Source organism: Candidatus Schekmanbacteria bacterium RIFCSPLOWO2_02_FULL_38_14 (assembly GCA_001790855.1).
Taxonomy (GTDB): Bacteria; Schekmanbacteria; GWA2-38-11; order GWA2-38-11; family GWA2-38-11; genus 2-02-FULL-38-14-A.
The window spans coordinates 1-25,215 of sequence record MGDH01000036.1; the positions used below are offsets into that span (position 1 = coordinate 1).

At 40.1% G+C, this 25,215-nt stretch carries 20 protein-coding genes and 1 pseudogene (1 of these 21 only partly in view); 2 read left to right on the forward strand and 19 right to left on the reverse strand.

The window, feature by feature from the left end:
- From A3H37_05475 to A3H37_05525, 11 genes are all read right to left on the reverse strand, one after another.
- Nucleotides 1-2,799, reverse strand: a 2,799-nt coding sequence (locus A3H37_05475; protein ID OGL48532.1) for a hypothetical protein, incomplete at its 3' end; no start/stop codon positions are given.
- Nucleotides 2,800-2,900: 101 nt separating this feature from the next.
- Nucleotides 2,901-4,850, reverse strand: a complete 1,950-nt coding sequence (locus tag A3H37_05480; protein OGL48533.1) for a hypothetical protein — start codon at nt 4,848-4,850, stop codon at nt 2,901-2,903.
- 4 nt (nt 4,851-4,854) lie between these two features.
- Nucleotides 4,855-5,676: a hypothetical protein gene (locus tag A3H37_05485; protein OGL48534.1), complete on the reverse strand. Its 822-nt coding sequence runs from the start codon at nt 5,674-5,676 to the stop codon at nt 4,855-4,857.
- 371 nt (nt 5,677-6,047) lie between these two features.
- Nucleotides 6,048-7,496 carry a glycine dehydrogenase (aminomethyl-transferring) gene (locus A3H37_05490; protein ID OGL48535.1) on the reverse strand — a complete coding sequence of 483 codons (1,449 nt, stop codon included), beginning with the start codon at nt 7,494-7,496 and terminating at the stop codon, nt 6,048-6,050.
- The gene (locus A3H37_05495) at nt 7,489-8,826 is read right to left on the reverse strand and encodes a glycine dehydrogenase (aminomethyl-transferring) (protein OGL48536.1); all 1,338 of its coding nucleotides are present in this window, start codon (nt 8,824-8,826) and stop codon (nt 7,489-7,491) included. Before A3H37_05495 ends, A3H37_05490 begins: the two co-directional genes overlap by 8 nt.
- On the reverse strand, nt 8,823-9,218 hold the full coding sequence (locus tag A3H37_05500; GenBank protein OGL48537.1) for a glycine cleavage system protein H: 396 nt from the start codon (nt 9,216-9,218) through the stop codon (nt 8,823-8,825). Before A3H37_05500 ends, A3H37_05495 begins: the two co-directional genes overlap by 4 nt.
- Nucleotides 9,219-9,246: 28 nt before the next feature.
- A complete protein-coding gene (locus tag A3H37_05505) occupies nt 9,247-10,350 on the reverse strand; it encodes a glycine cleavage system protein T (GenBank protein OGL48538.1) in 1,104 nt (367 codons plus the stop codon).
- Between the two features lie 8 nt (nt 10,351-10,358).
- The gene (locus A3H37_05510; protein OGL48539.1) at nt 10,359-10,700 is read right to left on the reverse strand and encodes a preprotein translocase subunit SecG; all 342 of its coding nucleotides are present in this window, start codon (nt 10,698-10,700) and stop codon (nt 10,359-10,361) included.
- 102 nt (nt 10,701-10,802) lie between these two features.
- On the reverse strand, nt 10,803-11,552 hold the full coding sequence (locus A3H37_05515) for a triose-phosphate isomerase (GenBank protein ID OGL48540.1): 750 nt from the start codon (nt 11,550-11,552) through the stop codon (nt 10,803-10,805).
- Between the two features lie 154 nt (nt 11,553-11,706).
- The gene (locus A3H37_05520; protein OGL48541.1) at nt 11,707-12,891 is read right to left on the reverse strand and encodes a phosphoglycerate kinase; all 1,185 of its coding nucleotides are present in this window, start codon (nt 12,889-12,891) and stop codon (nt 11,707-11,709) included.
- A gap of 130 nt (nt 12,892-13,021) precedes the next feature.
- The gene (locus A3H37_05525) at nt 13,022-13,417 is read right to left on the reverse strand and encodes a hypothetical protein (protein OGL48542.1); all 396 of its coding nucleotides are present in this window, start codon (nt 13,415-13,417) and stop codon (nt 13,022-13,024) included.
- A gap of 419 nt (nt 13,418-13,836) precedes the next feature.
- Between A3H37_05525 and A3H37_05530 the strand changes: the two genes are divergently transcribed.
- The gene (locus A3H37_05530; protein OGL48625.1) at nt 13,837-14,184 is read left to right on the forward strand and encodes a four helix bundle protein; all 348 of its coding nucleotides are present in this window, start codon (nt 13,837-13,839) and stop codon (nt 14,182-14,184) included.
- Nucleotides 14,185-14,234: 50 nt separating this feature from the next.
- Nucleotides 14,235-14,564: a hypothetical protein gene (locus A3H37_05535; protein OGL48543.1), complete on the forward strand. Its 330-nt coding sequence runs from the start codon at nt 14,235-14,237 to the stop codon at nt 14,562-14,564.
- Nucleotides 14,565-14,690: 126 nt separating this feature from the next.
- On the opposite strand, the gene A3H37_05540 is transcribed toward A3H37_05535, so the two are convergent.
- The 8 genes and pseudogenes from A3H37_05540 to A3H37_05575 all read right to left on the reverse strand — a co-directional run.
- Entirely contained in the window at nt 14,691-15,836 is a 1,146-nt protein-coding gene (locus A3H37_05540; protein OGL48544.1) for a hypothetical protein, read from the reverse strand.
- A gap of 164 nt (nt 15,837-16,000) precedes the next feature.
- Complete coding sequence (locus A3H37_05545) at nt 16,001-17,377, reverse strand: hypothetical protein (protein ID OGL48545.1); 1,377 nt, start codon at nt 17,375-17,377, stop codon at nt 16,001-16,003.
- A gap of 207 nt (nt 17,378-17,584) precedes the next feature.
- The gene (locus tag A3H37_05550; GenBank protein OGL48546.1) at nt 17,585-18,418 is read right to left on the reverse strand and encodes an arsenite S-adenosylmethyltransferase; all 834 of its coding nucleotides are present in this window, start codon (nt 18,416-18,418) and stop codon (nt 17,585-17,587) included.
- Between the two features lie 70 nt (nt 18,419-18,488).
- Nucleotides 18,489-18,767: an AbrB family transcriptional regulator gene (locus A3H37_05555; protein ID OGL48547.1), complete on the reverse strand. Its 279-nt coding sequence runs from the start codon at nt 18,765-18,767 to the stop codon at nt 18,489-18,491.
- A 312-nt stretch (nt 18,768-19,079) separates the two neighbouring features.
- On the reverse strand, nt 19,080-19,613 hold the full coding sequence (locus tag A3H37_05560) for a hypothetical protein (protein ID OGL48548.1): 534 nt from the start codon (nt 19,611-19,613) through the stop codon (nt 19,080-19,082).
- A 207-nt stretch (nt 19,614-19,820) separates the two neighbouring features.
- The gene (locus A3H37_05565; protein OGL48549.1) at nt 19,821-21,953 is read right to left on the reverse strand and encodes a glycogen debranching enzyme GlgX; all 2,133 of its coding nucleotides are present in this window, start codon (nt 21,951-21,953) and stop codon (nt 19,821-19,823) included.
- A gap of 219 nt (nt 21,954-22,172) precedes the next feature.
- Nucleotides 22,173-23,627 (reverse strand): NADH-quinone oxidoreductase subunit N, encoded by a 1,455-nt coding sequence (locus A3H37_05570; protein OGL48550.1) that lies wholly within the window; start codon nt 23,625-23,627, stop codon nt 22,173-22,175.
- A gap of 1 nt (nt 23,628) precedes the next feature.
- Nucleotides 23,629-25,215 (reverse strand): annotated as a pseudogene (locus A3H37_05575) (NADH-quinone oxidoreductase subunit M) (it continues 123 nt past the right edge of the window).

Consider the following 25,215-nt stretch of genomic DNA (forward strand, 5'->3'; position numbering starts at 1 on the left):
ATTATCAAACAATATGGCTGTATCGTAAATACTGTCCCCAATGTCAGTAGCATAGAACTTAATTTTAAGATGTTTTCCAGCATATGCTGAGACATCTAATACCTCGTTTATCATCCATCCGGTGTTGTAGACACCACCCCGGTCAAAGCTCACATCAGACTGAGAAACAGAACCGCACAGAGAATCAACATTCCTGCTAAAGAGTACATCCTCAGCTCCCCAAGTGGCTGTTGCGTCATCATATACAGAAATTTTAACGACAAATGCATCTTGATACTGACTATTACAATACTCGATGAATTCCTCAGAGAAGAAGTTCCAGTCAAAGCTAATGGTGCTTAACTTGGATGAGGAGCAGAATTCCTGTTCGATGGAGCCGCTTGATGTTGTGTATCCCAAGCCGGTTGAGATAATACCCATAAATGAACCTTCAGTCGGTGAGGTACCTCCGAGTTGGGTAATTATTCTACCATCTCCTGCGCTTACCCATGGAGTAAGCACACCGTCCTCAAACCCGGCATTTTCCAGTTCTCCAGAAGAAAGTACTAAGTTGCTGTTTCCTGTATAATACAGATAGGCAGGGTCTGCATCTGCGTCACTTGCGCCATACGTGCTTATTGCATTAGCAACGCTTTGCGATACGGTTTTATCATCAAACATATCATTAATGATTTTGGTTGTAGTGTTTCTGGCATAAGCGCTGTTAACATAATCAGAAAAACCTATTACAGCACCTGCTCCTTTAGAGAGAAATACATTCGCCATTGAATTGTTATACATGGACCTGCAAGCGCCAAGAACTACAAGGCTGTTTGGAAGTGAACCGAGATAATCAGAGAAGAATTTTGGCAGCAAGGAAACAGTTCCGCTCGGAGAAATTGCGATTCTCTTGGCTTTTATATCAGCTTCATAGCCGGTAATGTCGAATGTACCATCCTCTTTCTTGGGAACTTTAACACCGGTTAATATTACCACCTGAGAAAGCGCTCCTTTCAAGAAATCATTTGGTCCCCATGCCTCTTTCCATATACCAAGCAATCCTTCGAAATAGTTATCACCATGTGTAGAAACATGAATGTAACCATAATCTGAGAGGTTCTTGAATGTGTCAACTGAAACATTTATAGAGCCATTATTAACAACTTCTTTAGTTGCATATAAAGCACAGGATTTTTTATCTTTGATAGCTTGCCATGGCCCATAATAATCGTCTGTATTGCCGAAGTTCGCGGTTGTGTTTGGATTATTTATATATGGGCTGATTAGGATTCCTTTAGTGCTTTTTATCTGATCCTTTTTTTCAGCTGCAGCTATGGAGAATTTTGCACTTTTCCCAATTCCAGTCAGTTTACTCCAGTAGGAAGGTGCATATTTAGAACGGTCTTGTAGGTACTCGGGTGGATAATATTTTACATCAGAGTTAGTGCCTTTAGTTGGTGTAGCAGATGAAACCTGAGAGCTTTTTTCACCGCTGCGGCTGCTACCAGACCTCTGTCCTGCTTTTGTCGGATGGTAAAGACCAAGAATACCATCATTTGTAACCCACCATACCCCACCTGTCCCGGTTGTATTTACAGCACCAATAGATAGGTCATCTTTGAGTGTATTCTTTACTTCCTCTGCAGCTTGTTTAAAATTCTTTTTATTAGCAATTGCATCGTTGAATATTTCCTCTGCTGAATCTGCAATACTTACCGCATTATCAACCTGTTCACTGGTGAAATGAGAGGTTACCCAGATTGAGATAGTTTCAGAGGAATATGTGGTTTCACCTTTTGTTACTCCGACGCGGTAATAAAGGAATCCCTCCTCTGTAGGACTTAAGGATTGTGAAATTGTAAAGTTTCCATCTCCCTGAATTTCATCCGGGGAAACACCGTCATCTTTCATTTCTCCCAATTCAACCGGATTTTCTCCATTTGCATCAGTTTGATATAATTTCACAACTGCATCAGTTGTATTTCCCAGACCAATAACGAATATAACGTTAGTGCTGTCATTAACATAGAGAGCACTTATAGATTCTTTAAGTGTCTCATACTTCCCGGTTTCAGAGTTATAAACTTGAGATGTTTTGAAGAATGAAAGTGGCGTCGTAAAGTCAAGCGAAGGGTAGTAGGTCACAATAGTTGAGATTTCATTTTCAGAATTATCATCTGCAATTGCAAGAAAGCGGAGTTTGTTGTCTCCTTCTTGGAGTATTATGCTGGCACTCCACTCTGTGGTTCCTGTAGCTTTTCCGCTTTTACCATTTGTATCGTTAAAATATTTTACAACGGAAATACCGGCATCAGATTGCGCAACACCAACAAAGGTTGCAGGGGTTGTATTTGTAACTTTAATTGATTCTCCAAGCCCTGTAATGGTTATGGAAACAGAATCTGCAAAGGTTTTCTTTTTCTTAATAAACTGGGCTTCAATAATTCCGTTTGAAGAAACATTCTTTAGTTTATAAACAAGTTGTTTCCCAGGGTTTCCTATCTTAACTGTCTGGCCATTCAGATTGATTATGGGGTAATAAGTATTGTTTTTTGGTATTGCTGTAAATGATTTTCCTCCCCCAGCTTTTATTACAATCTTTCCCTTGGGCCTGATTTTGCCGTTTGGTCCGGCTGTTGCAGTAATTGTGTATTTAGTAGGTAATGGTATTGTTGTGGTTGTTGTGTCTGTGGAAGTTGTTGTCGTAGTGATTGTTGTGGTTGTACTTGTGTCTGTAGTCGTGGTGGTATCTACAGCAACAGAAAGTGAAATCATAAAAATGGTGAAAATAATTATCAAACTGCAAACTTTTTTAATCATAACTATTTACTCCTTCAATATAAATTTAAATCCTTAATTAGACTTTCAATAAATCATTTTGAGATAATTATCCATTCAAATGACAGAATTGTCAAGGTATTTCATTTGTTTTTCAGTTCTTTAATTTTTTCCTTAGCTTCTTTGTTCTCCGGCTCAATTGAAAGTATATCTGCATATACTCTTAAAGCCCCCTGATAATTTTTCAGGTTTTCAAGTATAATTCCCTTGGAAATTTTAAGAGATATATAATCCTTTGCCTCATATCCGGGCGTGCCTAATCCGTTCTCCAGCGCCCTCTCGGCTTCCTCGAATAGACCTATTTTAACAAAACAATTCCCAATAAGGTTGCAGTAATCAAGAAACTTCTTTTCAACCCCTGCTTTTATCAAAGGGTCTTTTGACGCTTTTTGAAATTCTTTGATTGCGTCATCAAACAGCTCCATCTCCATATAGGCAAGCCCTAAATTATAATGAGTGCTGTAATCCTCTGAATCAATCTGCTTTTCAATATTTTCCTTAAAATGGGTAAAAATATTTTCTAAAAACTTATCCTCTTCAACAAGATTTTTCTTTTCTTTTTTCCCATCCTGATTAAAAGGATCCATCTCTCCTTTCAAAATCTCTCCGAGGTCAAAGAATTCTTTTGTCCCTTCCTCATTGCCTCTAACTTTAAGCTTAGGTTTTATATCTGTTGTTTCACCCTTATAATCAGCCATATTTGATTTTTCTGTCTTCTCTACCTCTCTCTTTTCCTCTTTCCCTTCAAGAAACTTTATAGCCTCTTCAACCAAGCCCTGTTTTAGCAGTTTTTCAATTTCTTCTAACCCATCATCATCTTTAACTTTTAAAGAGTATTCTTTTTCCGTCTTTTCATGAGCAAGAAACTTCTTTAAAAGCTCATTTATACGTTCTTTTGAGCGCGGGAAGTCAGGGTCTATGGAAACTATTTCTTTCAAAGCCTTAATTGCCTTTTCATAAATCTTGTTGTCTTCGTAATTTTTTACCAGACTCTCGTATTCCTCAACTGCCCTCCTCTTTTCTCCTGCCATTTTTAACACTGAAGCAAATTTTTCTCTCATCTTATAATCAAATATAGCCTCTCCGCTTAACCCCTCCAGCAAGCTGATTGCTTCACTGAATTCCTTTCTAAAAATAAAGTCATTAACAACTTTTATGAATTCTGTCTTAGCTTCTTCAATAGCGCCATTTCTTAAATATAACCTCGCAAGCCTTTCCCGCGTTTCTGTAAGAGATGGCTCAAGATTTAATATTTTGATGAAAACATCTATCGCCTTCTCATTAAGTTCAATCCTGCAATAGCATCTTGCAAGAAAAGCCAGGCTGTCAATGTCATCAGGATTCAAGCTCAACGTTTTTTTAAAAAGCTGTATGGCTTTGTCCATATCTCCTTCATCAAAGAAACATTTCCCAAGTCCCTTATAGCATGTAAAACTCCCAGGATTGAACTGAACCGCTTTATCAAAAAGAATTACTGCTTCCCTTCTCTCGCCCTTTTTGAACAATTCATTCCCAAGCTTTACAAATTCGCTTGATGCTTCAATCTGCATTCCGCCATCAATGCACATCTGCAAAAATTTTCTCCTAAGGTCAACATTGCCGGGTTCAAGGTTCAAGAGTTTTTTAAACACCTCAACCTTTTTTCTTTTTTCTTTTTTCCCCTCATAATAATCAAGCAACCACTGGTAGTTGGTTTTTGCTTCAAAATAAAGTTTTAACTCTGTATAGAGTTCAGCCATCTTTTCATAAGGCTCAGGCATATCAGGAGAAAGGCGTGATATTTTTTTATAAAGGGCAACCGACTTGAGGAAAAATCCCTTCTCTTTTTGATTTTCAGCGACAAGAGAATATTCCCTTATAGCCTCTGGAATCCTGTTCTTTTTGACATAAAGGTCACCGAGGGTATTGTGTAGATTGAAATCACTCTGGTCTAATTTCAGCGCGCTTTCATACTCAGAAACAGCTTTATCAACATCCCCTCTTTGGAGGGCTTTCTGGGCAAGCTCTACTAATACATATTTTTCTTTAATCATTTTACTACTTTACCTCATTCCATTCCTTTGTTAAATACTTTTCTTCAGCAAGTCTTTTAGCTTCTGATAATTCTTCAGGCGCAAGAGGCTCAGGAATGAATTTTATCCCGGATAAGTTCTTAAATCCTTCAATAATTGCTTTTTTGATATCGGTTATGTCAGGAGTCATCTCTCCATTCTCCGCAAGGCTTGTAATATTTTTTTTTATCTCTGAAATTTTCTCCTCTGTTTTACCAGAGTCATCATCATAAACCTTAGCCATCCGCTCATAATCTATCCTGAGCATAACAGAGCCGTGCTGAAGCAGAGCGCCTGATATTCTTCTCTGTGCGCTGCCTGCCAGTTTTTTCCCTCCAATTGCAATTTCATAATTACTTCTGTTAAAAAAACAATTGTACGCCTTCTCATCTCTCTCTCTTGGTGGTGTTTCAGAAATAAAAGGCTGTACTTTAAAGCCAAGATTTTTCAATCCCTCCATTAATCCATTGCTTATTATCTTAAAAAGTCTCTCAGTCTTTGGAGGCTCAAGATAGCTTTCAGGAACTGCAACGCTGTAAGTCAGGTCACAGTCGTGAAACACAGCCTGACCGCCTGTTATCCTCCGGACAACATCAATTCCCATATCCCTGCAGTTTTTCAGGCTAAATCCATCCCCGAATTTCTGTGCATACCCGAGAGAAAGCCCGGAAGGGTTCCACTGATAAAAACGCAGTACAGGTTTTGCTCCGTCCTTCTTACAGGATAATATCAATACTTCATCAACAGCCATATTGAAGTAGGCATCTGAAAAGCCGGTATCTATTAAACGCCAGATGTTTTCTTGCATGATATTTTACTGTAATTTCTTTCAGTTAATATTAATAAATCTCAAATCCCTTTCATTTGGAAATTCTCAACATCTTGCAGGTTGTTCGACAATTTAATATCTGTCATTGCGAGCGACCCAAGGGAGCGTGGCAATCCGGCGAAGCCGTTGCGAACATAGTGAAGCAATCCCATCGGGATTACCACGAGCCGATAAATCGGCTCTCGTAATGACCCTTCGGGTCAGATTGCGGAGCCTGTTCCGAGTCAATGAGATTGCTTCGCTATCGCTCGCAATGACAGACGAAGGAATCTCGCTCCTCGCAATAACATTCTCAGACAGCCTGCAGGCTGTGGGAAGCTTCAATTTGTTTGGGATTTAGAATTTTATAGCTATATCTTTTTGTACCTTATATCAAGTTTCTTTACAGCCATAACCTCATCAAGCCTTGAGATATTAAGGCTTTCCGGCGCTCTCTTGACAATGTCAGGGTTCTCTTCAACCTCTCCTGCAATGCTTATTAAAGCGCTTGCAAACCTGTCAAGGGTATCAATATCCTCAGTCTCAGTAACCTCTATCATCAGCGCCTCATCAACAATTAAAGGAAAATAAATTGTCGGAGGATGAAAGCCGTAATCCATTATTCTTTTTGCTATATCAAGAGCCTTTACCCCTTTCTTTTTCTGTCTTCTTGCTGAAAGCACAAATTCGTGCATACAGGGCCTGTCAAATGGAAGGTCATAATACTCCTTCAGTTTTTTCATCAGATAATTGGCATTTAAAATTGATGTTCTCCCTACTTCTTTTAAACCTGACGGTCCCATTGTTTTTATATAAGCATAGGCTCTTACAAGCACTCCAAAGTTCCCGTAAAAGCCGTGAATCCTCCCTATGGATTTCTTTCCCTCCCAGTTAAAATAATAACTGTCATTCTTTTTTTCAACTGTTGGAAGCGGGAGAAAATATTTTAAATGCTCCTTTACTCCAAGAGGACCTGCCCCGGGTCCTCCGCATCCGTGCGGTGTTGAAAATGACTTGTGCAGATTAAAATGTACAAGGTCAAACCCCATGTCTCCGGGCCTTGCCAGCCCGAGAAAAGCATTAAGGTTTGCACCGTCAAGATAAAGCAATCCTCCCTTGCTGTGAATAATTTCTGATATTTTAAGTATCTGGCTCTCAAAAATTCCAAGGGTGTTAGGATTTGTCAGTATCAGGGCAGCAGTTTTGTCGCTTACAATTTTTGAAAGGTCATCCAGGTCAACCTCGCCTTTTGAGTTTGACTTCACGGTTCTTACCTTCATTCCGGCAAGAGCAGCGCTTGCAGGGTTTGTTCCGTGTGCTGAATCAGGAATTATCACCTCATCCTTTTTTTCATTCCTGTCAAGAAAATAAGCCCTGATAATTAGTGTCCCGCAAAGCTCGCCATGGGCACCTGCTGCCGGCTGAAGCGTTACCCTTGAAACCCCTCCGATTTCACAGAGCATCCCCTCAAGCTCATACATCAGTTTCAGCGCACCCTGACAGAATTTTTCAGGAGTATTTGGATGGAGATTGGAAAACCCTGAAGAAGAAGCGGCTTCCTCATTAATCTTTGGATTGTATTTCATTGTGCAGGAACCAAGGGGATAAAAACCCTCATCAATCGAGTAATTTTTTTTGGAAAGGTTGACAAAATGCCTTACAATTTCAGGCTCGCTGACCTCGGGAAGATTGGTATCCTCTCTTCTCACAAGCCTGTCAGGAACAACTCTTTCAGGCTGAACAACCGGAACATCAAGCTCAGGAAGGCTGTATCCCTCCCTCCCTTCAGAACTCACCTCAAAAATCAGCTTATCATACATTTTTTAATCCTTCCGCAAGGTTATCAATCTCCTCTTTTGTTCTCTTTTCAGTCACAGCTACCAAAAAACTGTTTTTCAAATCCTCCGAACAAGAACTCAAATCCGGTCCGGCAAGCAACTTTTTCCCAGCTATTTCATCAAGAACAGATGAGGAATCTTTTTTTGACTTGATTGTAAACTCCTTAAAAAATGGTTTCCTGTAAAGAAGCTCAAAACCGTCAAGCCTGCAAATTCTTTCCATTGCATAATGCGCTTTTGAAAGGCACTGGGATGCAACATCCCTGAGCCCTTTCTTTCCCATTGTTATCAGATATATTGCTGATGAAAGAGCAGTCAGCGCCTGGTTTGTGCAGATATTAGAGGTAGCCTTTTCCCTTCTGATATGCTGCTCCCTTGTCTGGAGGGTCAGAGTAAAACCCCTTTTCCCGTTTTTATCAACAGTTGCGCCAACTATTCTTCCCGGAAGCTGTCTTATATAATCCTTTTTACAGGAAAAAAATCCAAGATATGGACCTCCGAAGCTCATCCTGTTCCCGATACTCTGCCCTTCACCGACTATTATGTCTGCGCCAAATTCAGCAGGAGATTTCAATATCCCCATTGCAATCGGGTCAATGCAGAAAACCAGCAAAGCACCACTGTTTTTTACTGTCTCTGAAATTTTCTCAATATCTTCAATGATGCCAAAAAAATTTGGATACTGGAAAACTGCACAGCATATTTTTTCAGACAGCCTCTTTTTTAACCTGTCAGTATCAGTACATCCATCTGCTGATGGAACTGTTTCAACTGACACTCCGACTCCGCTGCAGTAAGTTGAAATAACCTGCCTGTAAGCAGAATTCACAGTTGATGAAACAAGGACTTTATCATTTCCGGTTATGCGGCTAGCCATGAGCACTGCCTCGGCAAGCGCAGAAGCTCCGTCATACATTGAGGCATTGGCTATGTTCATTCCCGTAAGCTGGCATATGAGCGACTGGTATTCGTAGATTGTCTGGAGTGTTCCCTGGCTTATCTCTGCCTGATACGGTGTATATGCTGTTAAAAACTCTGACCTTGAAATAATGCTCTGGATTATTGCAGGAACAAAATGGTCATAAGAACCGCCTCCAAGAAAAACAGAGTAATCATTACTGCCTGCATTTTTTTTAGCCAACTTGTCTATATCCCGCAAAAGCTCAATTTCACTCAATGGACCGGGAACTTTCAGTTCTCCCTTTAACCGGATTTCAGGGGGAATGCAGTCAATCAGCTCTTCAAAGCAGGATATCCCTAAAAATCTTAGTATGTTCTGCTTTTCCTTTTCAGTGGTAGGGATATACCTCACTTGCTTTTCTCCTCTTCCTCAACATAAGCCTGATACTTGGAAGCATCAAACAAGCCGCCGAGCTCTCCCTTGTCCTTCATCTCAACTACAATCATCCATCCCTTTCCGTAAGGGTCCTTGTTGACGTGTTCAGGTGCATCATTCAGCTCGCCATTGACTTTAACAACTTTTCCGCTTATTGGCGAATACAGGTCGGAAACAGCCTTCACTGATTCAACCACACCAAATGTAGAATTCTGCTCCACTTCTGAATTTACTTGAGGTAAATCAACAAAAACTATATCTCCGAGCTCTTTCTGAGCGTAATCAGTAATTCCGACAGTGGCATTATTACCATCAACCCTTACCCATTCGTGCTCTTTTGTATACTTTAAGTCATTTGGAAAACTCATAATATTATCCCTCCTTCTTCATGATTAGCTATAAGCTTCTTTTGTAGAACGGTGTCTCTATAACCCTTGCTTTATAAAACTTCTCTCTTATCTTCACCTCAAACTTCGAACCGGTTTCTGAATATTCGCTCAAAACAAGCCCGATTCCTATCCCCCTGTTAAGATGCCACGAAAGCATTCCGCTTGTAACCTTTCCTATCAGTTTTCCATTCCTGTAAATATCAAAACCGTGTCTTGGGATTGAATGCTCAGTCATTTCAAAACCAACAAGCCTTCTTTTAATTCCATTTTCTTTCTCTTTTAAAAGACTATCCCTTCCAATGAAATCTCCCTTGTTAAAATCCACATATCTCTCAAGACAGGCTTCAAGGGGAGAAACATTCTCATCTATCTCATTTCCGTAAAGCGTATATTTCATCTCAGTCCTCAGCGTATCCCTTGCGCCAAGCCCTGCAGGTTTTAAGCCATACTCTTTTCCTTTTTCTGAAATCCTTTCCCATATATCAGCAGAGTGCTCTCTCCTGATATATAACTCAAACCCATCTTCTCCTGTATAACCTGTCCTTGAAATCAGAATCTCAGCGCTATCCATCAATCCCGCTCTGAACCAGAACGGTTTTATTTCTTCAAGATTTACATTTACAAGATTCTGAAGTATTTTTTGAGCTTTTGGTCCCTGCAATGCTATTATTGAAACCTCCCCGTTCAAATTTACAAGCCCTGCATTCCCCCTGATATTCTTTCTTATCCATTCATAATCCTTGCTTGTATTTGAAGCATTAACACAGAAAAAATAGTGCGATGAGTTTATACGGTACACTGTCACATCATCTATAATACCGCCATTCTCATTGCACATCAGCGAGTAGATGACCTTTCCATCCTTCATATTTGAAGCATTGTTTGTTGTGAGATATTGAACATTTGCCAGAGCGTCAGCACCCTTAAAATCAATTCTTCCCATATGGCTTACATCAAAAAGCCCGGCACTGTTTCTCACGCAGAAATGCTCGGATTTTATCCCTTCATACTGAATTGGCATCTCCCATCCTGAAAAATCCACCATCTTTGCGCCAAGCCTCAGATGGATGTTATAGATGGGAGTTCTTTTAAGTTGGTTGATTGGCTGCATCAGCAAATTTATTTTGTTTGGGATGGAATTCCCTGCTGTCTGGAAGGCGTTTCCTGTCCTGATGCTTTACCCTTGTCAGCAACTCTCTCCCCTTTCACATTGGGAAGCAATGATGCAGCTTTTCTGGCAGATGACCACCAGGCAAGAGTTAATGATGTAATCATGAATATAACTGCAGCTGCTGTTGTTATCCTGGCAAGAAAACTTGTCGGACCTGCAGAACCAAAAAGTGTCTGGCTTGCGCCCCCAAAGGCTGCTCCCATATCAGCGCCCTTTCCGGTCTGAAGAAGAACTATAAGAATTAAAACAAAGCACATCAGCACGTGAACAATAATTAAAAACGAAAACATAACCAATTCTCCTTTTTTGTATTACTCTTTAGCTAATTGTTTTAGGCAAAAATAATTATAATTTCAAATGTCAAAATTCAAATATCAAATAATTGCCAAAACTTAATACTTAACAAGCTTTAAAAAATCAATTCCCTTGAGGCTTGCTCCGCCAACAAGGGCACCGTCAATCTCGCCCTGCTCCATCAATCCCTTAATATTATCAGGCTTTACACTTCCTCCATAGAGAATAGACAGATTATCAGAAATTTCCCTGTTAAAAAATTCCTTTATTAAATTCCTGATAAAAAGATGAACCTCATTTGCCTGCTTAGGAGTTGCAGTCTTGCCTGTTCCAATAGCCCACACCGGCTCATATGCTATTACAATATTCTTAATCTCTGAAGCGCTTAATCCGGCAAATTCTTTTTCAACCTGTCTCCTTATCACCTCAAAAGTTTTTCCTTTCTCTCTCTCCTCAAGGGTTTCTCCTGCACACACTATAGGATTGAGATTGTATTTCATAGCGGTTTTTATCTTCTGATTAACAGACTCGTCAATCTCTCCAAAAAACTGCCTTCTCTCTGAATGACCTATTATTACATATTCACATCCCGCGTCTTTGAGCATTGACGCTGAGATCTCTCCAGTGTAAGCGCCATTTTCTTTCCAGAATAAATTCTGAGCAGAAAGTTTAACCTTTGAGCCTTCAATCTCCTTTGAAACAGGATATAGGGATGTAAAAGGAGGCGCTATTACAATCTCTCTTCCCTTCACATCATCAACAGAAGCCGCTATTTCCCTTGCAAGAGAGACAGACTCCTTTACAGAGTTATTCATCTTCCAGTTGCCTGCTATGATTGTTCTGCGCATATTTTTTTCAATTTACCAGCAATTCTCTTTTTGTCATTGCGAGCATCAGCGAAGCAATCTCACAATGTAGAAACAGACCTTTAGGTCTGTTGTTTCAATAACAGGTTTAAAGACCTGTTTCTACAGGTTTTCAATCTGACCGCTGACAGCTTCTTTATTTATTTGTCAAACACTCAATCCCCGGCAGTTTTTTCCCCTCAAGAAATTCAAGAGAAGCCCCGCCGCCGGTTGAAAGGTGCGAAAACTTCTTTTCAAGCCCTAAACTTTTTATTGCTGCAACAGAATCTCCTCCTCCAACAATGCTCAGGGCGCCTGACTCAGCAATTGCTCTGGCAATTGCAAAAGTTCCTTCAGAGAATTTCTTTATCTCAAAAACTCCGAGCGGCCCATTCCATAAAACTGTTTTTACACCCTTAAGCGCCTCTCTGAAAGCAGCGATTGTCTTTGGACCTATATCAACTCCAATATAATCATCAGGAATATCTTTTCCTGAGGTTGTTTCTGACTGAGCATCTTCCTTGATTTCTCTTGCAACCACATTATCAATTGGAAGAAGGAGTTTAATATTTTTTTGTTCTGCCTTCTCTCTTATCCCATTTGCAAGACTAATCTTATCCTCCTCAAGCAGAGACTTTCCGATTTTGTATCCCTCAGTCTTTAAAAATGTATATGCCATTCCGCCGCCAATAATGAATGTATCAACTTTCCCCATCAGGTTTTCTATCACGCCAATCTTGTCAGAGACCTTTGCGCCCCCAAGAATTGCGACAAAAGGCTTTTCAGGTTTTAACAATATTTTTCCGAGACACTCTATCTCTTTTTCAAGCAGGAATCCTGAAACCGCCCTTGGAACAAATTTTGTAATCCCTGCAACTGATGCATGGGCGCGGTGTGCAGCGCCAAAGGCATCATTTACGTAGAGTTCTGCAAGGGAGGCAAGCTGTTTTGAAAATCCTTCATCATTTGTCTCTTCCTCTTTGTGAAATCTGAGGTTTTCAAGCAAAAGCACTTCACCGTCTTTTAATCCCTGAACAAGTGAGAAAACTTCAGGACCTATACAGTTTCCTGCCATCTTAACCTCTTTACCTAAAAGCTTGCCAAGGTGTTTTGCTACAGGCTTGAGGCTGTATTTTTCATCAACCTTCCCCTTGGGTCTTCCAAGATGAGAAGCAAGAATTATCCTTGCACCCTTTTCAATGGCATAGTTTATTGTTGGAAGTGCTTCCCTGATTCTTGTATCATCAGTTATGACACCTTCCTTTATAGGGACATTAAAATCGACCCTGATAAAAACCCTTTCACCTTTAAGGTCGAAATCTCTGATTGTAAGCTTGTTCATAGTTATCTCAGCCTATTCAATCTGGTAGCCCGTAATTTAAATGCACCCTATAGGTTAATTCCAAAATTTTAAAAGCAGGCGTATTATGCAGATAGACACCCTTCTTGTCAAGCCTGAGTTTTCCAAGCAATTATTCTGTCTTTGGTCCCTTTACATACCCTGTTAAATTTACAATTTTTAAAAGAGAGATTCTGTCATCAGCAGTTTTTGTGCCTGCAAAATGGGCAATACCGCCTACTTCAATATTCTCAGGCTTCCCCATTATAATTTTTGCATTCTTCCATCCTACAGCCTTCAGAAAAAAACCTGAACGTTGATTATAGTCTTTTCCGCCTGTAAGGACTTCAAGAGTCAATGTGTCGCCATTTACCTCTTTAATCTCACAAACAACCTTAACCTCTTCTCCAATAGTAATTCCCTTGAGTTCTTCAGGAGTTGTTCTTGAAGCCTTCATGCAGGATGTAAAAAAACCTGCAGCAACAAAACATATAACTATAAGGATGATACTTATTTTTTCAAGATTCATCTATTTCCTCCTATAAAAATATGAATTTTTCTATCTTTACCATTTGGAACAAAGTTCTTCAATAAGTTTTTGTTCAATTATTATTTTCTATGTTTAAGTTATTTGCTTTTAATTTTATGACATATATCATACCAAATAATCTGATAATTTTATAACATAATTCTATTTAGACTAATGAAGTTGCAAAGGCGTATGAAAAAATAACGTTTAAAACTTTTTTAAGGAGAAACGACTATGGCAGACAAAGAAGAAATCAAAACCTGTTTTAGCTGCGGAAGGGATGAAAACAATGGTTACCTTTTTCCTGTAAGAACAAAAGGCGAGGACAAGTGGGTTTGCTCAAAATGCATCCCAATGCTGATTCATGGCTAAAAAAGTGAACAGTGAATAGTGTTTAGTGAATAGTTATGGAAAATAAGATAAAAAACTTTAAAGACTTAAAAATCTGGCAGAATGGGATAGAATTAGTGAAAAAGGTTTATCAAATGACAAATTCTTTCCCTGCTAAAGAAACATACGGCATTGTCAGTCAGATGAGAAGATCATGTGTATCAATTCCTTCAAATATAGCTGAAGGTTTTATGAGAAGACACAATAAAGAATTTAAGCAATTCTTGTATATTGCTCTAGGCTCTTTAGCAGAATTAGAAACACAAATTGTTCTATCAGAAGAATTAGGCTTTTTGAAAAATGAACAAGGCAAAAATATAAAAGCTAACATTTATGAACTGAACAAAATGATAACAGGATTAATTAAATGTCTTTAACCATTCACTATTCACTAAATACTATTCACTCATAAAAGGAGAAATTAAAAATGAAAAAAGTAGCTTATTTAGTAACAAGAAACGGGACAAGGGAATTAATCGAAGGATGTCTTCTCACCTCAATCAGCGCAGGAGTTCACGGCGCAAAGGTTCTCGTGATGCACTTTGCAGAGGATGGTGTCTATCATCTTGTTAAGGAAACAACCACTGCAAAGAAGATTAAGACTGCAATGGATAAGTACAAGGTAAAAATAATTGCCTGCGAGTGCTCTGTGAAAAACAGGGGGATTCAGGATAAGTTGATTGATGGAGTGCAGATTGGCCACTTCAATACTTTCTATAAAGCTGCGGAAAAAGCTGACCACGTAGTGGCAATTTAACTTAGTCAACTATTGTTAATGAGGTTGTGTCATAATGTTATCATTGCGAGAAGCAAAGCAACGAAGCCTGCCGCAGGCAGGTAATGACTAAAAAGAATTATAACTCAGTCTTTAGTGACTTGTCTTTCAGGTTGAAAGCCCTGAACTTTGAGCAGTAATCTTCCTCTCAGCCGCAACCACTTTGCTGACCATCCAGACTACAACTCCAAGCCCTGCAACAAAAAGAACAAGAAAAGTTATCATCGGGCTCCACTGCATATTGACCTGCTCTGCACTTACATCAATATATTTCTTAAGCTCTGTGTTCTGAACAATCTGCCTGCTTACAGCATTAATGGCAAGAACGCCAACCTGTGCAATCCCTGTAAAGGCTGCAATGCTTCTCGCTACTCCCTTTCTCTGCGCAAGAATCAGAAGCCACGCAAGTCCCGGGCATATGGCTGTTGTCACAGTGTGAAAAAGAAGAGGTGCAGTAAACATCTTTGCGCGCAATTCCTCTGACCATGTCCCGAAAACATACCAGCTACCCATAGCAGCAAACCAGACCATCCCAAAGGTGTATAACTTGAATGCAAAAATTGGAACCCATTTCTTGTATGCCTCGCTCTCCCTGCCTGCAAAATATGCGGCATCAAATACTGTATATGCTGCAGTGGTCATAACAGCCAAACCAAACATCAAAAGCCATCTCGGGAAAAGCGTGGGGTCAGCAATATTAAGCGCAGTCCCAAGAAGCGCGCCACCAAGACTTGTTTTTTTCCACAAACCTTCCCATGCACCAATATTTACCATAAGGCTGAACGCATTTGAAAAAATAAATCCTGTTATTATAAAAAAAACTGCGGATATCCAGCCTGCCAATCTTTTTACTGCTGTCATTGTGTTGTTGCGAAGTCCAATCACATAAATATACACCCCGTAGTAGGCAAGTGTGACAAAAACAATTACTGCAAACCATGGCCATGCCATCAGGATTGTTGCAGGATAAAAGACCCTGTAGTATGCAACCTGCGTGAAAAGTAGAGGCACTATTCCAAAATTTACACCTGACGCTACAATAACAGGCATCTGGTTTGCTATGCGCGCAGACCATTTCTTTCCATTCTCACTCCCAAAAATTTGCATCAGCATTATGAGAATCATTCCTGCAAACCAGATATTCATTGGAACCATGTGAAGTATGAAACCGAACACTTTGAAGAACTCAATAAACCAGAACGGTGCCGGAAAACCAAGCGGGCTTGAAGGACCTATTAACTCTGTTGGATTCATTATTTCTCTCCTTTTCAAAAGCTGTCTGCTATAAGCTTACAGTCATAATATGTATTTTAAAATCTGTCAGTCTTAATCCCCCTCCATTCCCCCTTTAGAAAAGGGGGGAGATGGGGGATTTGATTCTGTGTAATCATTTTCAAATAAATGTTATAAATTATTAGTTATAAGTTATTCCCAAAGTACATTCCCTTAGGATGTTCTGGTGCAATTGATTTAAGGTACTTTGATAGCACCTCAGCCTCCTCATCAGTCCCTGGAAATGGAGGCATAAAGAAATGTATTTTTTCAGGCTCCTTGACAACCTCTTTAATCATATCCTTTGTCCATCCTCTTATCATATGCCCTACAGGAGAATAACCGTCCTTGGTTGCGTGGCAGTCATTGCAGGCATACTGGAAAAGAACCTCTCCAAGCTTAATCTGTTCTTCTTCTGGCAGGATCAAAAATTTCGCTTCATCAATCTTTCCGTCTTCAACTACTTCAGGATATTTTATTTTAACATAAGCCCTTGTCCACACTCCGCCCTCAAGATAGCCTTTCTGGCGAAGGACAGGAATCTCCTCAGGCAGAATCTGGTTGCTCATCACAACGTTGTAGACAATATATGGTTTTCTCACTGCTTCCCTTAAATACTCTCCTGTCGCAATTGCAGCAAAACCAAGTGCAAGAAAAAGGATTGCAAAACCCGGAGAAAGCCAGTTTGGGTTTTTATAAGGACCAAAGTAAAGCATTACAAACACAGCAAATGTAAAGGCAAAAATTAAGACCATTAAAACATTCAGCACACTTGCAGCCTGAAGCGTTGCCCTTGCAGACTCAGGAAGGAAGTAGAACCACCCTGCCCCTCCGACACAAACAAGGATTGCGCCAAGAAGCCCCGGCCTTGTTGAACGTGATGCAATCATGTCACGCAACCCGCTATCCTTTAGCCTGAACGAGGCATGGGCATAAACATAAAGGGACGAAAGCAGCAATGAGCCTCCTGTGCGCGAGAGTACCTGAGGCAAGAACTGAGGGTTTAAAAAACCTGCCCAGAAATTTTTGTTCGCGAGCCATGAACCCGGATTTAACATGAACGCAGTGATTCCTGTAATCAGCACAAGGCTTATCCATGCTGATATTCCGTAAATCCACCCGATTATCTGATGGGTTTTAGGGTCAAGCTTTTCCCAGTAGTAGTAAAATATGAAGGCAGAGGCTATCTCAATAAAAAAGAAAACATACTCCATTGCCCAACCAAAAAGAAATATGTGGATGAGTGTTTCAGTTGCAAGTGGCGAAGAAAGACCTATTGTCCACCATATGCCAACCCCGGTTATTGCTCCATAGACTACAGTAAGCAGTATAAAAAACCACGCGTGGTCTTTCAGATATGCAAGATATTTGCGGTTATTCGTTTTGTATGCATACTGTGTCTCTACGGCTAAAAAAAGCCCGCCACCTACTGCATAGTGAGAAACAATCACATGAAATACTGAAATTGCCGCAATGAGCATTGGCGAAGTTAAGAACGGTACATACCACCATGGATAATGCATTGAATATCTCCTTAAAAAATCTATTACTTTTCTTCAGCAAACTACAAGAAATTATTAAATTAACTATTTTTTATGATTAAGCAATTTCTGTGCCATCCTCTATAAATTCTTAAAATTCAATTAATACAATATGTCAACTGCTATTTAGTAGGAGAGTAACTTTTGTAGGGGTGTTTCAGTTTTGAATAGTTTTTTAATATTGAAACTTTATCTTGGTTTTAGTCCATAAACTCTTATACTCATAACAGAGACGGAAATCTCCTTAAGCTGTTCATGAGATATTTTAAAACTCTCCATAATTGCTTTTGCAGTTGGGTCATTAGACATGCAGTCCATTGAGAAAGATTTTTCATCCTGCATTATCTTAACTTCATCAAATCCAGCTCTCTCTATAGCCGCTATGTAATCCTCCTTCAGTATTGCTCCGGTAAGGCAACCAACATACGACTCTATAGAAGACTTTATAGAATCAGGGAATTCTTTCAACAATACCAAGTCAGAAACCATAAGTCTTCCACCCTGCTTTAACACTCTGAATGCTTCTTTAAAAACTTTTTTCTTATCCGGTGAAAGGTTGATAACACAATTTGATATCACCACATCAACAGAATTATCTGCAACAGGCAGATTTTCAATTTCTCCGAGTCTAAACTCAACATTCTCATATTTACCTTTTCTTGCATTTTCTCGCGCTTTCTCAATCATCTCTGGTGTCATATCAACACCAATGACTTTTCCCTTTTTTCCAACTTTATTTGCTGCAAGAAAACAATCAAAACCAGCACCTGCACCAAGGTCAAGAACAGTCTCTCCTTTTCTTAAAGTTGCAAGAGCAACAGGATTCCCACATCCAAGACCCAAATTTGCACCTTCAGGAACAACTTTCAGTTCTTCATCAGTATATCCAATCTTTTTGCTTATACGCTCTGCAAGCTCTTTACTTCCAAAGCTAGAACTTACAGGTTCACAGCAAGAGCTTTCTTTTTTAGCTATTTTCCCATATCCTTCCTTTACAGCTTTCTTAATTTCTCTGTTATCCATTTTAATTCCCTCCAAGGTTATTTAATTTCTTGGTTATCACACTCGTCATTGCGAGCACAGCAAAGCAATCCTAACCCACCATTCCCTTCATCATTGGACCAAGAAAACCCTTTACCATCTCTGCAAAATCTTCAGCTTTAACCAACGAAATACAGCAAACTTTCTCACCCTTTTCCCAGCTTATAATTGCTAACTTATCTCCAGCTTTGATTTTTGCTCTGTCTCTTATCTCCTTTGGAAGCACCATTTGTCCCCTATCATCCACAGTTATTAGCGATTCAACCTTACAGCAACCAATCTCCTTACCTACCGGTGGACAACAAAATTCTTTTTTACCTTTTTTTGCCATCTCATCACCTCCATGATTTATAATTATCTGATTAATTAAATATTTCTGATTATTCAGATTATACTGAATAATCTAATACATTAAATAAATTTGTCAAGTGGTTTTTAATGAGGTCTTTGGAAATTCCCTCTTTGCCCCCTTTAGAAAAGGGGAAGAATGGGGAAATTTGAAAATAGAACTTCGACAGATTGGTCGGTTATGATATTTTGAGAATGCATACCAAGCCTGCCTACCGCAGGCAGGCACATTCCCCGCAGCTTGTTCTGGGAAGCTTCAATACTATTTAATGTTTCAACCCCTATACAAAAAATATCAGAGTGATTTCACAGAACTACCCACGACAGAAAACAACAAGATAAAAATTATAACCTGAATTATCCAGCCAATCACACAAATCCCTACAGCGCGTAATGTGCTCTTGTAATCAAGAGCCTGTTTGACTGCAATCACCATTGCTACAAGCATCCAAATTGAGGAGACTAACAAAACCACCTCTAGCAGTCCTGGAATGATACCCAATACTCTAATCAATCCGGGTGAGCTTGAAAATCCTATAGTACGCAGTAATTCACCGGGAGCTGCTTTGGTCTGAGGCTCTGGAAGAAATTTTGTACCAATAAAGTAAGTGAGATATGCCCAGATATACCATCCTATAAGGGCGGCAATAGTTCCGATCAAAATCCCGCTAATCCCTGCTCTTCCAATACTCCCTATTCCAGCTGCTAAACTTGAGAGAACAACAACTCCCATAGCCTGACCCATTGCTCCCTTGTCAGCCTCAACCTCTTCATAGAGGTTAGCATCTAACTTGGCAGCACGAATAATGCGATCCTTGAAACTGGCCATTTCCACCTCCTTCTGAGTTTATTTAATTATTTACACTCTAAATACTTAGCAGTTTTTCTTAGATAAGATTTATTTTATTTTTAATATAAGAGGCTTGACTTTTATGTCAATGTTTTTTTCTTTTGGTCTCTGAAAAAGTCTCTTTTTTGGTGGGGGGCTATTGAACAAAAAATTGTTGCCAGCGAATATTTTAGGAAAAACTATAAATTAATCGCCATGCTTTGCCTTCAATAAAACCACTACACTTCTCTGAGTAACGAGGTAATTTTTCTGTAAAGGCAGGGGAAAGGCTTTCTCATCTTCAGAAGCATCCTGTCCTGCGGGCAGGGAAGTATCAATCAGCCTGTACCATATTCCCCCGCTTTTAGTTTCAGGGATGAGAAAATTTTTATCCTCCCAGTGAAAGTTTAAAAACACCATAATATCCCATTTAACTCCCTGAGAACTTTCCCTCAACTCACTACCATCAATCAGGAAAGCAATGTGCCGGTTTTCAAGATTGTTCCAGTCAGGCACGGATAAATTTTCGTTATACCAGTTAATGTCTTTGAAACTGTCTAAATCAATATCCTGACCTGTAAAAAACAAGGAACGCCTGAAATGAGGAATGCGTTTTCTTAAAGCTATCACCTTGCGGACAAATTCCACCATGTCATTATTCTTCCTGACTAAGGACCAGTCAAAATGGCTTGTTTCATTATCCTGACAGTAAGCATTATTGTTTCCTTTCTGAGTCCTTAAAAACTCATCTCCCCCAAGAATCATTGGCACACCCTGTGATATCATGAGAATGGTAAAAAAGTTTTTTACAAGCCTTTTTCTGAGATTGTTAATCTGAGGATCAGTTGTTTCACCCTCTGCACCCCAGTTCCATGATTGATTGGTGTCATTGCCATCCCTGTTGTTCTCAAGGTTTGCTTCATTATGCTTATTGGCATAGGAAACAAGGTCATTTAGACTAAAACCATCATGGCAGGTAATGAAATTTATGCTGTGATACGGAGTCCTGCCATCATCTCCGTATAGGTCTGAACTACCGGTCAGACGATAACCCATCTCAGGCAATATCCCTGAGTCTCCCTTGACAAACTTTCTTATACAGTCGCGATACTTGCCATTCCACTCTGCCCAGTCAATTGGAAAATTTCCCACCTGATATGAATCCCAGGCAATATCCCAGGGCTCGGCAATAAGTTTGATCCTTGAAAGCACAGGATCCTGATGGATGGCAGTGAAGAAACTTGAAACTACATCAAATCGTCCTTGTTCCCTGCCAAGGGTAGATGCCAGGTCAAAACGGAAACCGTCAACGTGCATCACCTCAACCCAAAACCGTAATGAGTCCATCACGAGTTTTATAACCTGAGGCTCATCAAAATTCAGGCTATTCCCGCACCCTGTGTAATCCATATAATAGCGCCTCTCAGGTGCCAGCTTGTAATAAGTCGGGTTATCAATTCCACGGAATGAATAACTTGGTCCCCTTTCATTGCCTTCACATGTATGGTTATAGACCACATCAAGTATAACCTCTATGCCTGCTTTATGCAGTGCCTTAACCATCTGTTTAAATTCCTCTACCTGAGATCCCGGATATTTGTTTGTGCTGTATCTGCTATCCGGGGCAAAAAAACCCAGAGTATTATATCCCCAGAAATTGGTAAGCCCCTTTTGGGGAAGAAAATCCTCTCCCTGGCAGTGATGCACCGGAAGAAACTCTACTGAAGTTATTCCAAGATTTTCAAGATAGGGAATTTTTTCAATAACACCAAGATAGGTTCCAGGATTTTTTGCTTGCGAAGACCTGTGAGCAGTTAAACTTTTAAGATGGACTTCATAGATTATGGTATTCTCCATTGGAATCCGCGGAGGCTTATCACCTTCCCAGTCAAATCCATCATCAATTACCAAACACTTTGGAGAACCCCCGGCATTGTCCTTGCTATTAAAAGAGAGGTCTGCAAAGGATGAATAAGAGTCGTAACCGAGGTGGCACCAATTGGAATCAAATTTCCCTGTAATGGCTTTTGCATAGGGGTCAATTAAAAGGCGGTTTGGATTAAAACGCAATCCCCATTCAGGCATATAAGCTCCCCTGACTCTGTATGCATAGATGCTGCCTGCGCCAATCCCTTCCACAAAACAATGCCAGACAAAGCGGGTTTTATTCTTAATGTGTATTACCTCATATGGTATGGCATCTGATGGTTTATCAAAAAGGAGGAGGTCCACTCCGTCGGCATACTTGGAATAAAGGGCAAAGTTTACCCCTCCCTCCCCTGGAGTCGCACCCAATGGGAAAAAGTTTCCTGCTGTAACCCTTCTTTTTTCTCTGCTCATCCACAATTCTCCCTACTCTTAAAACAATTTATAAATAATAAAAAATATTTTCTTGCGAAGCAATCTCTTTCTTGGCTATCAGTTATCAGCTTTAATTGAGATTGCCACCTGCCTGCCGGCAGGCAGGCGCTCCCGGAGCCTGTCCTGAGCAATGCCGAAGGAGTCGCTCGCAATGACGGAGCAGAGGGTTTTTTAAAGACCTCATAAACCTAAAAATCCCTACCACGCAAAAAGCACTGATGACTGGGTAAGCTGGAGTGTTGAAGACGGGAAGATTCCCATTAGAACAATGCCCAGCGCACAGCAAAGGATTGCAGCAACAAGTGAGGGAGAGATAATCAGCCCTGAAAATTCTCTGTCAGGTTCTTTCATGTACATATATACAATTATGCGGAAATAATAAAATACTGAAACGGCGCTGTTCAGGACGCCTATCACTGCAAGCCCTATGTAACCTGCTTTAACAGCAGCGCTGAAAATATAAAACTTTCCAATAAATCCTGCTGTTGGAGGAATCCCTGCAAGGGAAACCATGAAAACTGTCATGCAGATTGCAAGAACAGGATACCTGAAGCCTATCCCGGAATAATCTGAAAGGTTTACAGCCGGGTCTTCCTTCCTGCTTAAAAAAATAACAACACCAAACGCTCCGATGTTCATAAACGTATATGCAAGGAGATAATAGAGAAGCCCTGATGTCCCCATCTCGTTTGATGCAACAAGTGCTACAAGGATGTATCCGGCGTGGGCAATGCTTGAATAAGCAAGCATCCTCTTAATATTATCCTGCGCAATCGCAACAATATTTCCAAGAGTCATGGTAATTACCGCAATTACCCAGATAAGCGATGTAATGTCTGTTTGTATTGATGACAGGGCTGAGTTGACAACCCTGAAAAGCGCAGCAAAGCCTGCAGCCTTTACTGCAGCCGACATAAAAGCGGTTATCGCTGTTGGCGCTCCCTCATAAACATCAGGAACCCACATATGAAACGGCACTGTGGCTATTTTGAAACAAAAGCCTATTATCAGAAGGCCTGCGCCAACATAGAAGAGCGGGTCAACTGAACTTGAAAGAGGTGAAAGGACCTGAGAAATTGTTTTCAGCTTTGTGCTTCCTGCAACTCCGTATATCAACGCAATACCATAGAGAAGAAATGCGCTTGCAAAAGCCCCAAGGAGAAAATATTTCAGGGCTGACTCGTTTGAAAGGGGATTCTTCTTTTCAAATCCTGCAAGGACATAGATTGCAATTGACATTATCTCAAGCCCGAGGAAAATCATTATCATATCTGCCCCTGAAGCCATGAACATCATCCCTGAAACAGCAAAGAGTATTAAGGAATAATATTCCCCGTGCCCGAACTTCTCACTATTCATATGACCTACTGAGATAAGTATTGTCAGGGCGGCTCCAATCAGGAAAATCAGGTTAAAGAAAAGCGAGAAATTATCTACAATCATCATATCCCTGAATATATACTCTTTCCTTCCCCATAAAAAGACAGTAGACTTGAAGGCAAGAAATATTCCCATAATGGAAAGAAATGCCAGCGAAGTCTTGCTTATTCTTGGAAAAACTGCATCAATCAATAAAACCAGACATGCAAAAACTACAAGCATGATTTCAGGCGCTATAGCAAAGAGATTTATATCAGGAAGAAATAAATCCATTTCAGGAACCCTCCTTGCTGATACTACTGTTTTGCTGGTAGCCGCAGGCTTTAGCCTGCGTATTATTAAACAGATTCGCTTTTCTTGCAAATCCTATAGGCAGGACATTCTTGTCCTGCAATGACGAGGTCAGAAAACCCCGTTTATCAAATAGATTTTTTCCTACTCTATTATCCAATTCAACAGGCATATTCTTCTTCTCAACAACCTGATACTGCCCTTTTATCCTGCTTATGAGGTCTTTTATTGTAACCTCTGTTTTATTCAAAAACGGTGCAGGATAAACGCCAATAACAATAATCAGAATGACAATTGGCACTAAAACAATTATTTCTCTGAGCGAGAGGTCCTTAAGGTTTTTATTCTCAGGGTTTTTAATCTCTCCAAACATAACCCTCTGAAACATCCACAGCATATACACAGCAGTAAAGATTATTCCTGTTGCCGCAAGAAATGCATATGTGCGGTTTTCCTGAAAAGTTCCAAGAAGGATCAGAAATTCTCCAACAAAACCGTTAAGCCCCGGCAATCCGATTGATGATAATGTTACAATCATAAAAAATGTTGCAAAAATCGGCATCTGCTTTGACAGCCCTCCAAAATCCTCAATCATCCTTGTATGCCTTCTCTCATAAATCATTCCAACAATCAAAAACAGAGCCCCTGTGCTTAAGCCGTGATTTATCATCTGCAGAAGCCCGCCTTCAATTCCCTGCAAATTTATTGTAAACAGCCCGAGCATTACAAACCCGAGATGGCTCACGCTTGAATATGCTACAAGTTTCTTTATGTCCTTCTGCACCATTGACACAAGCGCGCCGTAGATTATACCTATGATTGCAAGGATTGATATTAAAGGAATAAACTCATATGAAGCCTGAGGAAAAAGAGGAAGGCAAAAGCGAAGGAATCCATATGTCCCCATTTTCAGAAGAACCCCTGCAAGGATAACAGACCCTGCAGTTGGCGCTTCAACGTGCGCATCAGGCAACCACGTGTGGAAGGGAAACATGGGAACCTTTATGGCAAAGGCAATACCGAATGCAAGAAACAGCCATATCTGGATGCTGAAAGGAAGGTTCAACTCATAGAATTTAAGCAAATCAAAACTGTATTCACCTTTCTGGCTGTAATTGATGAAATAAAGAACCAGAATGCCGACAAGCATCAGCACGCTTCCTGCCATTGTGTAAAGGACAAATTTTATTGCAGCATATATCCTTCTCTTGCCTCCCCATATCCCTATAAGCAGATACATTGGTATAAGCATTACTTCCCAGAAAACATAAAAGAGGAAAAGGTCAAGGGAGACAAAAACACCTATCATTCCTGTCTCAAGAAAAAGCAATACAATCATATATTCCTTCACCTTTTCTTGAACAGCCTTCCATGAAGAAAGTATTGCAAGGGGTGTTATAAATGTTGTGAGCAGTACAAGTAAAAGGCTTATGCCGTCAATGCCAACATGGTAATTAACTCCCCATTCCCTAATCCAGACTGAAAACTCCTCAAACTGCATGTTTGACGTGGTTGAATCAAAGTAATTATATATGTGAAGGGAGAAGAAAAAATTGATTACTGAAGTAAG

What these genes read in the sequence shown, in the direction of transcription:
- A3H37_05515 (OGL48540.1), bottom strand. Translation starts at nt 11,552, where the DNA reads ATGCGCAGAACAATCATAGCAGGCAACTGGAAGATGAATAACTCTGTA.
- A3H37_05555 (OGL48547.1), bottom strand. Translation starts at nt 18,767, where the DNA reads ATGGCAAAAAAAGGTAAAAAAGAATTTTGTTGTCCACCGGTAGGTAAG.
- A3H37_05550 (OGL48546.1), bottom strand. Translation starts at nt 18,418, where the DNA reads ATGGATAACAGAGAAATTAAGAAAGCTGTAAAGGAAGGATATGGGAAA.
- A3H37_05560 (OGL48548.1), bottom strand. Translation starts at nt 19,613, where the DNA reads ATGGCCAGTTTCAAGGATCGCATTATTCGTGCTGCCAAGTTAGATGCT.
- A3H37_05500 (OGL48537.1), bottom strand. Translation starts at nt 9,218, where the DNA reads ATGAGTTTTCCAAATGACTTAAAGTATACAAAAGAGCACGAATGGGTA.
- A3H37_05525 (OGL48542.1), bottom strand. Translation starts at nt 13,417, where the DNA reads ATGAATCTTGAAAAAATAAGTATCATCCTTATAGTTATATGTTTTGTT.
- A3H37_05510 (OGL48539.1), bottom strand. Translation starts at nt 10,700, where the DNA reads ATGTTTTCGTTTTTAATTATTGTTCACGTGCTGATGTGCTTTGTTTTA.
- A3H37_05540 (OGL48544.1), bottom strand. Translation starts at nt 15,836, where the DNA reads ATGAATCCAACAGAGTTAATAGGTCCTTCAAGCCCGCTTGGTTTTCCG.
- A3H37_05485 (OGL48534.1), bottom strand. Translation starts at nt 5,676, where the DNA reads ATGCAAGAAAACATCTGGCGTTTAATAGATACCGGCTTTTCAGATGCC.
- A3H37_05545 (OGL48545.1), bottom strand. Translation starts at nt 17,377, where the DNA reads ATGCATTATCCATGGTGGTATGTACCGTTCTTAACTTCGCCAATGCTC.
- A3H37_05570 (OGL48550.1), bottom strand. Translation starts at nt 23,627, where the DNA reads ATGGATTTATTTCTTCCTGATATAAATCTCTTTGCTATAGCGCCTGAA.
- A3H37_05565 (OGL48549.1), bottom strand. Translation starts at nt 21,953, where the DNA reads ATGAGCAGAGAAAAAAGAAGGGTTACAGCAGGAAACTTTTTCCCATTG.
- A3H37_05520 (OGL48541.1), bottom strand. Translation starts at nt 12,891, where the DNA reads ATGAACAAGCTTACAATCAGAGATTTCGACCTTAAAGGTGAAAGGGTT.
- A3H37_05480 (OGL48533.1), bottom strand. Translation starts at nt 4,850, where the DNA reads ATGATTAAAGAAAAATATGTATTAGTAGAGCTTGCCCAGAAAGCCCTC.
- A3H37_05505 (OGL48538.1), bottom strand. Translation starts at nt 10,350, where the DNA reads ATGCAGCCAATCAACCAACTTAAAAGAACTCCCATCTATAACATCCAT.
- A3H37_05535 (OGL48543.1), top strand. Translation starts at nt 14,235, where the DNA reads ATGAAAAAAGTAGCTTATTTAGTAACAAGAAACGGGACAAGGGAATTA.
- A3H37_05490 (OGL48535.1), bottom strand. Translation starts at nt 7,496, where the DNA reads ATGTATGATAAGCTGATTTTTGAGGTGAGTTCTGAAGGGAGGGAGGGA.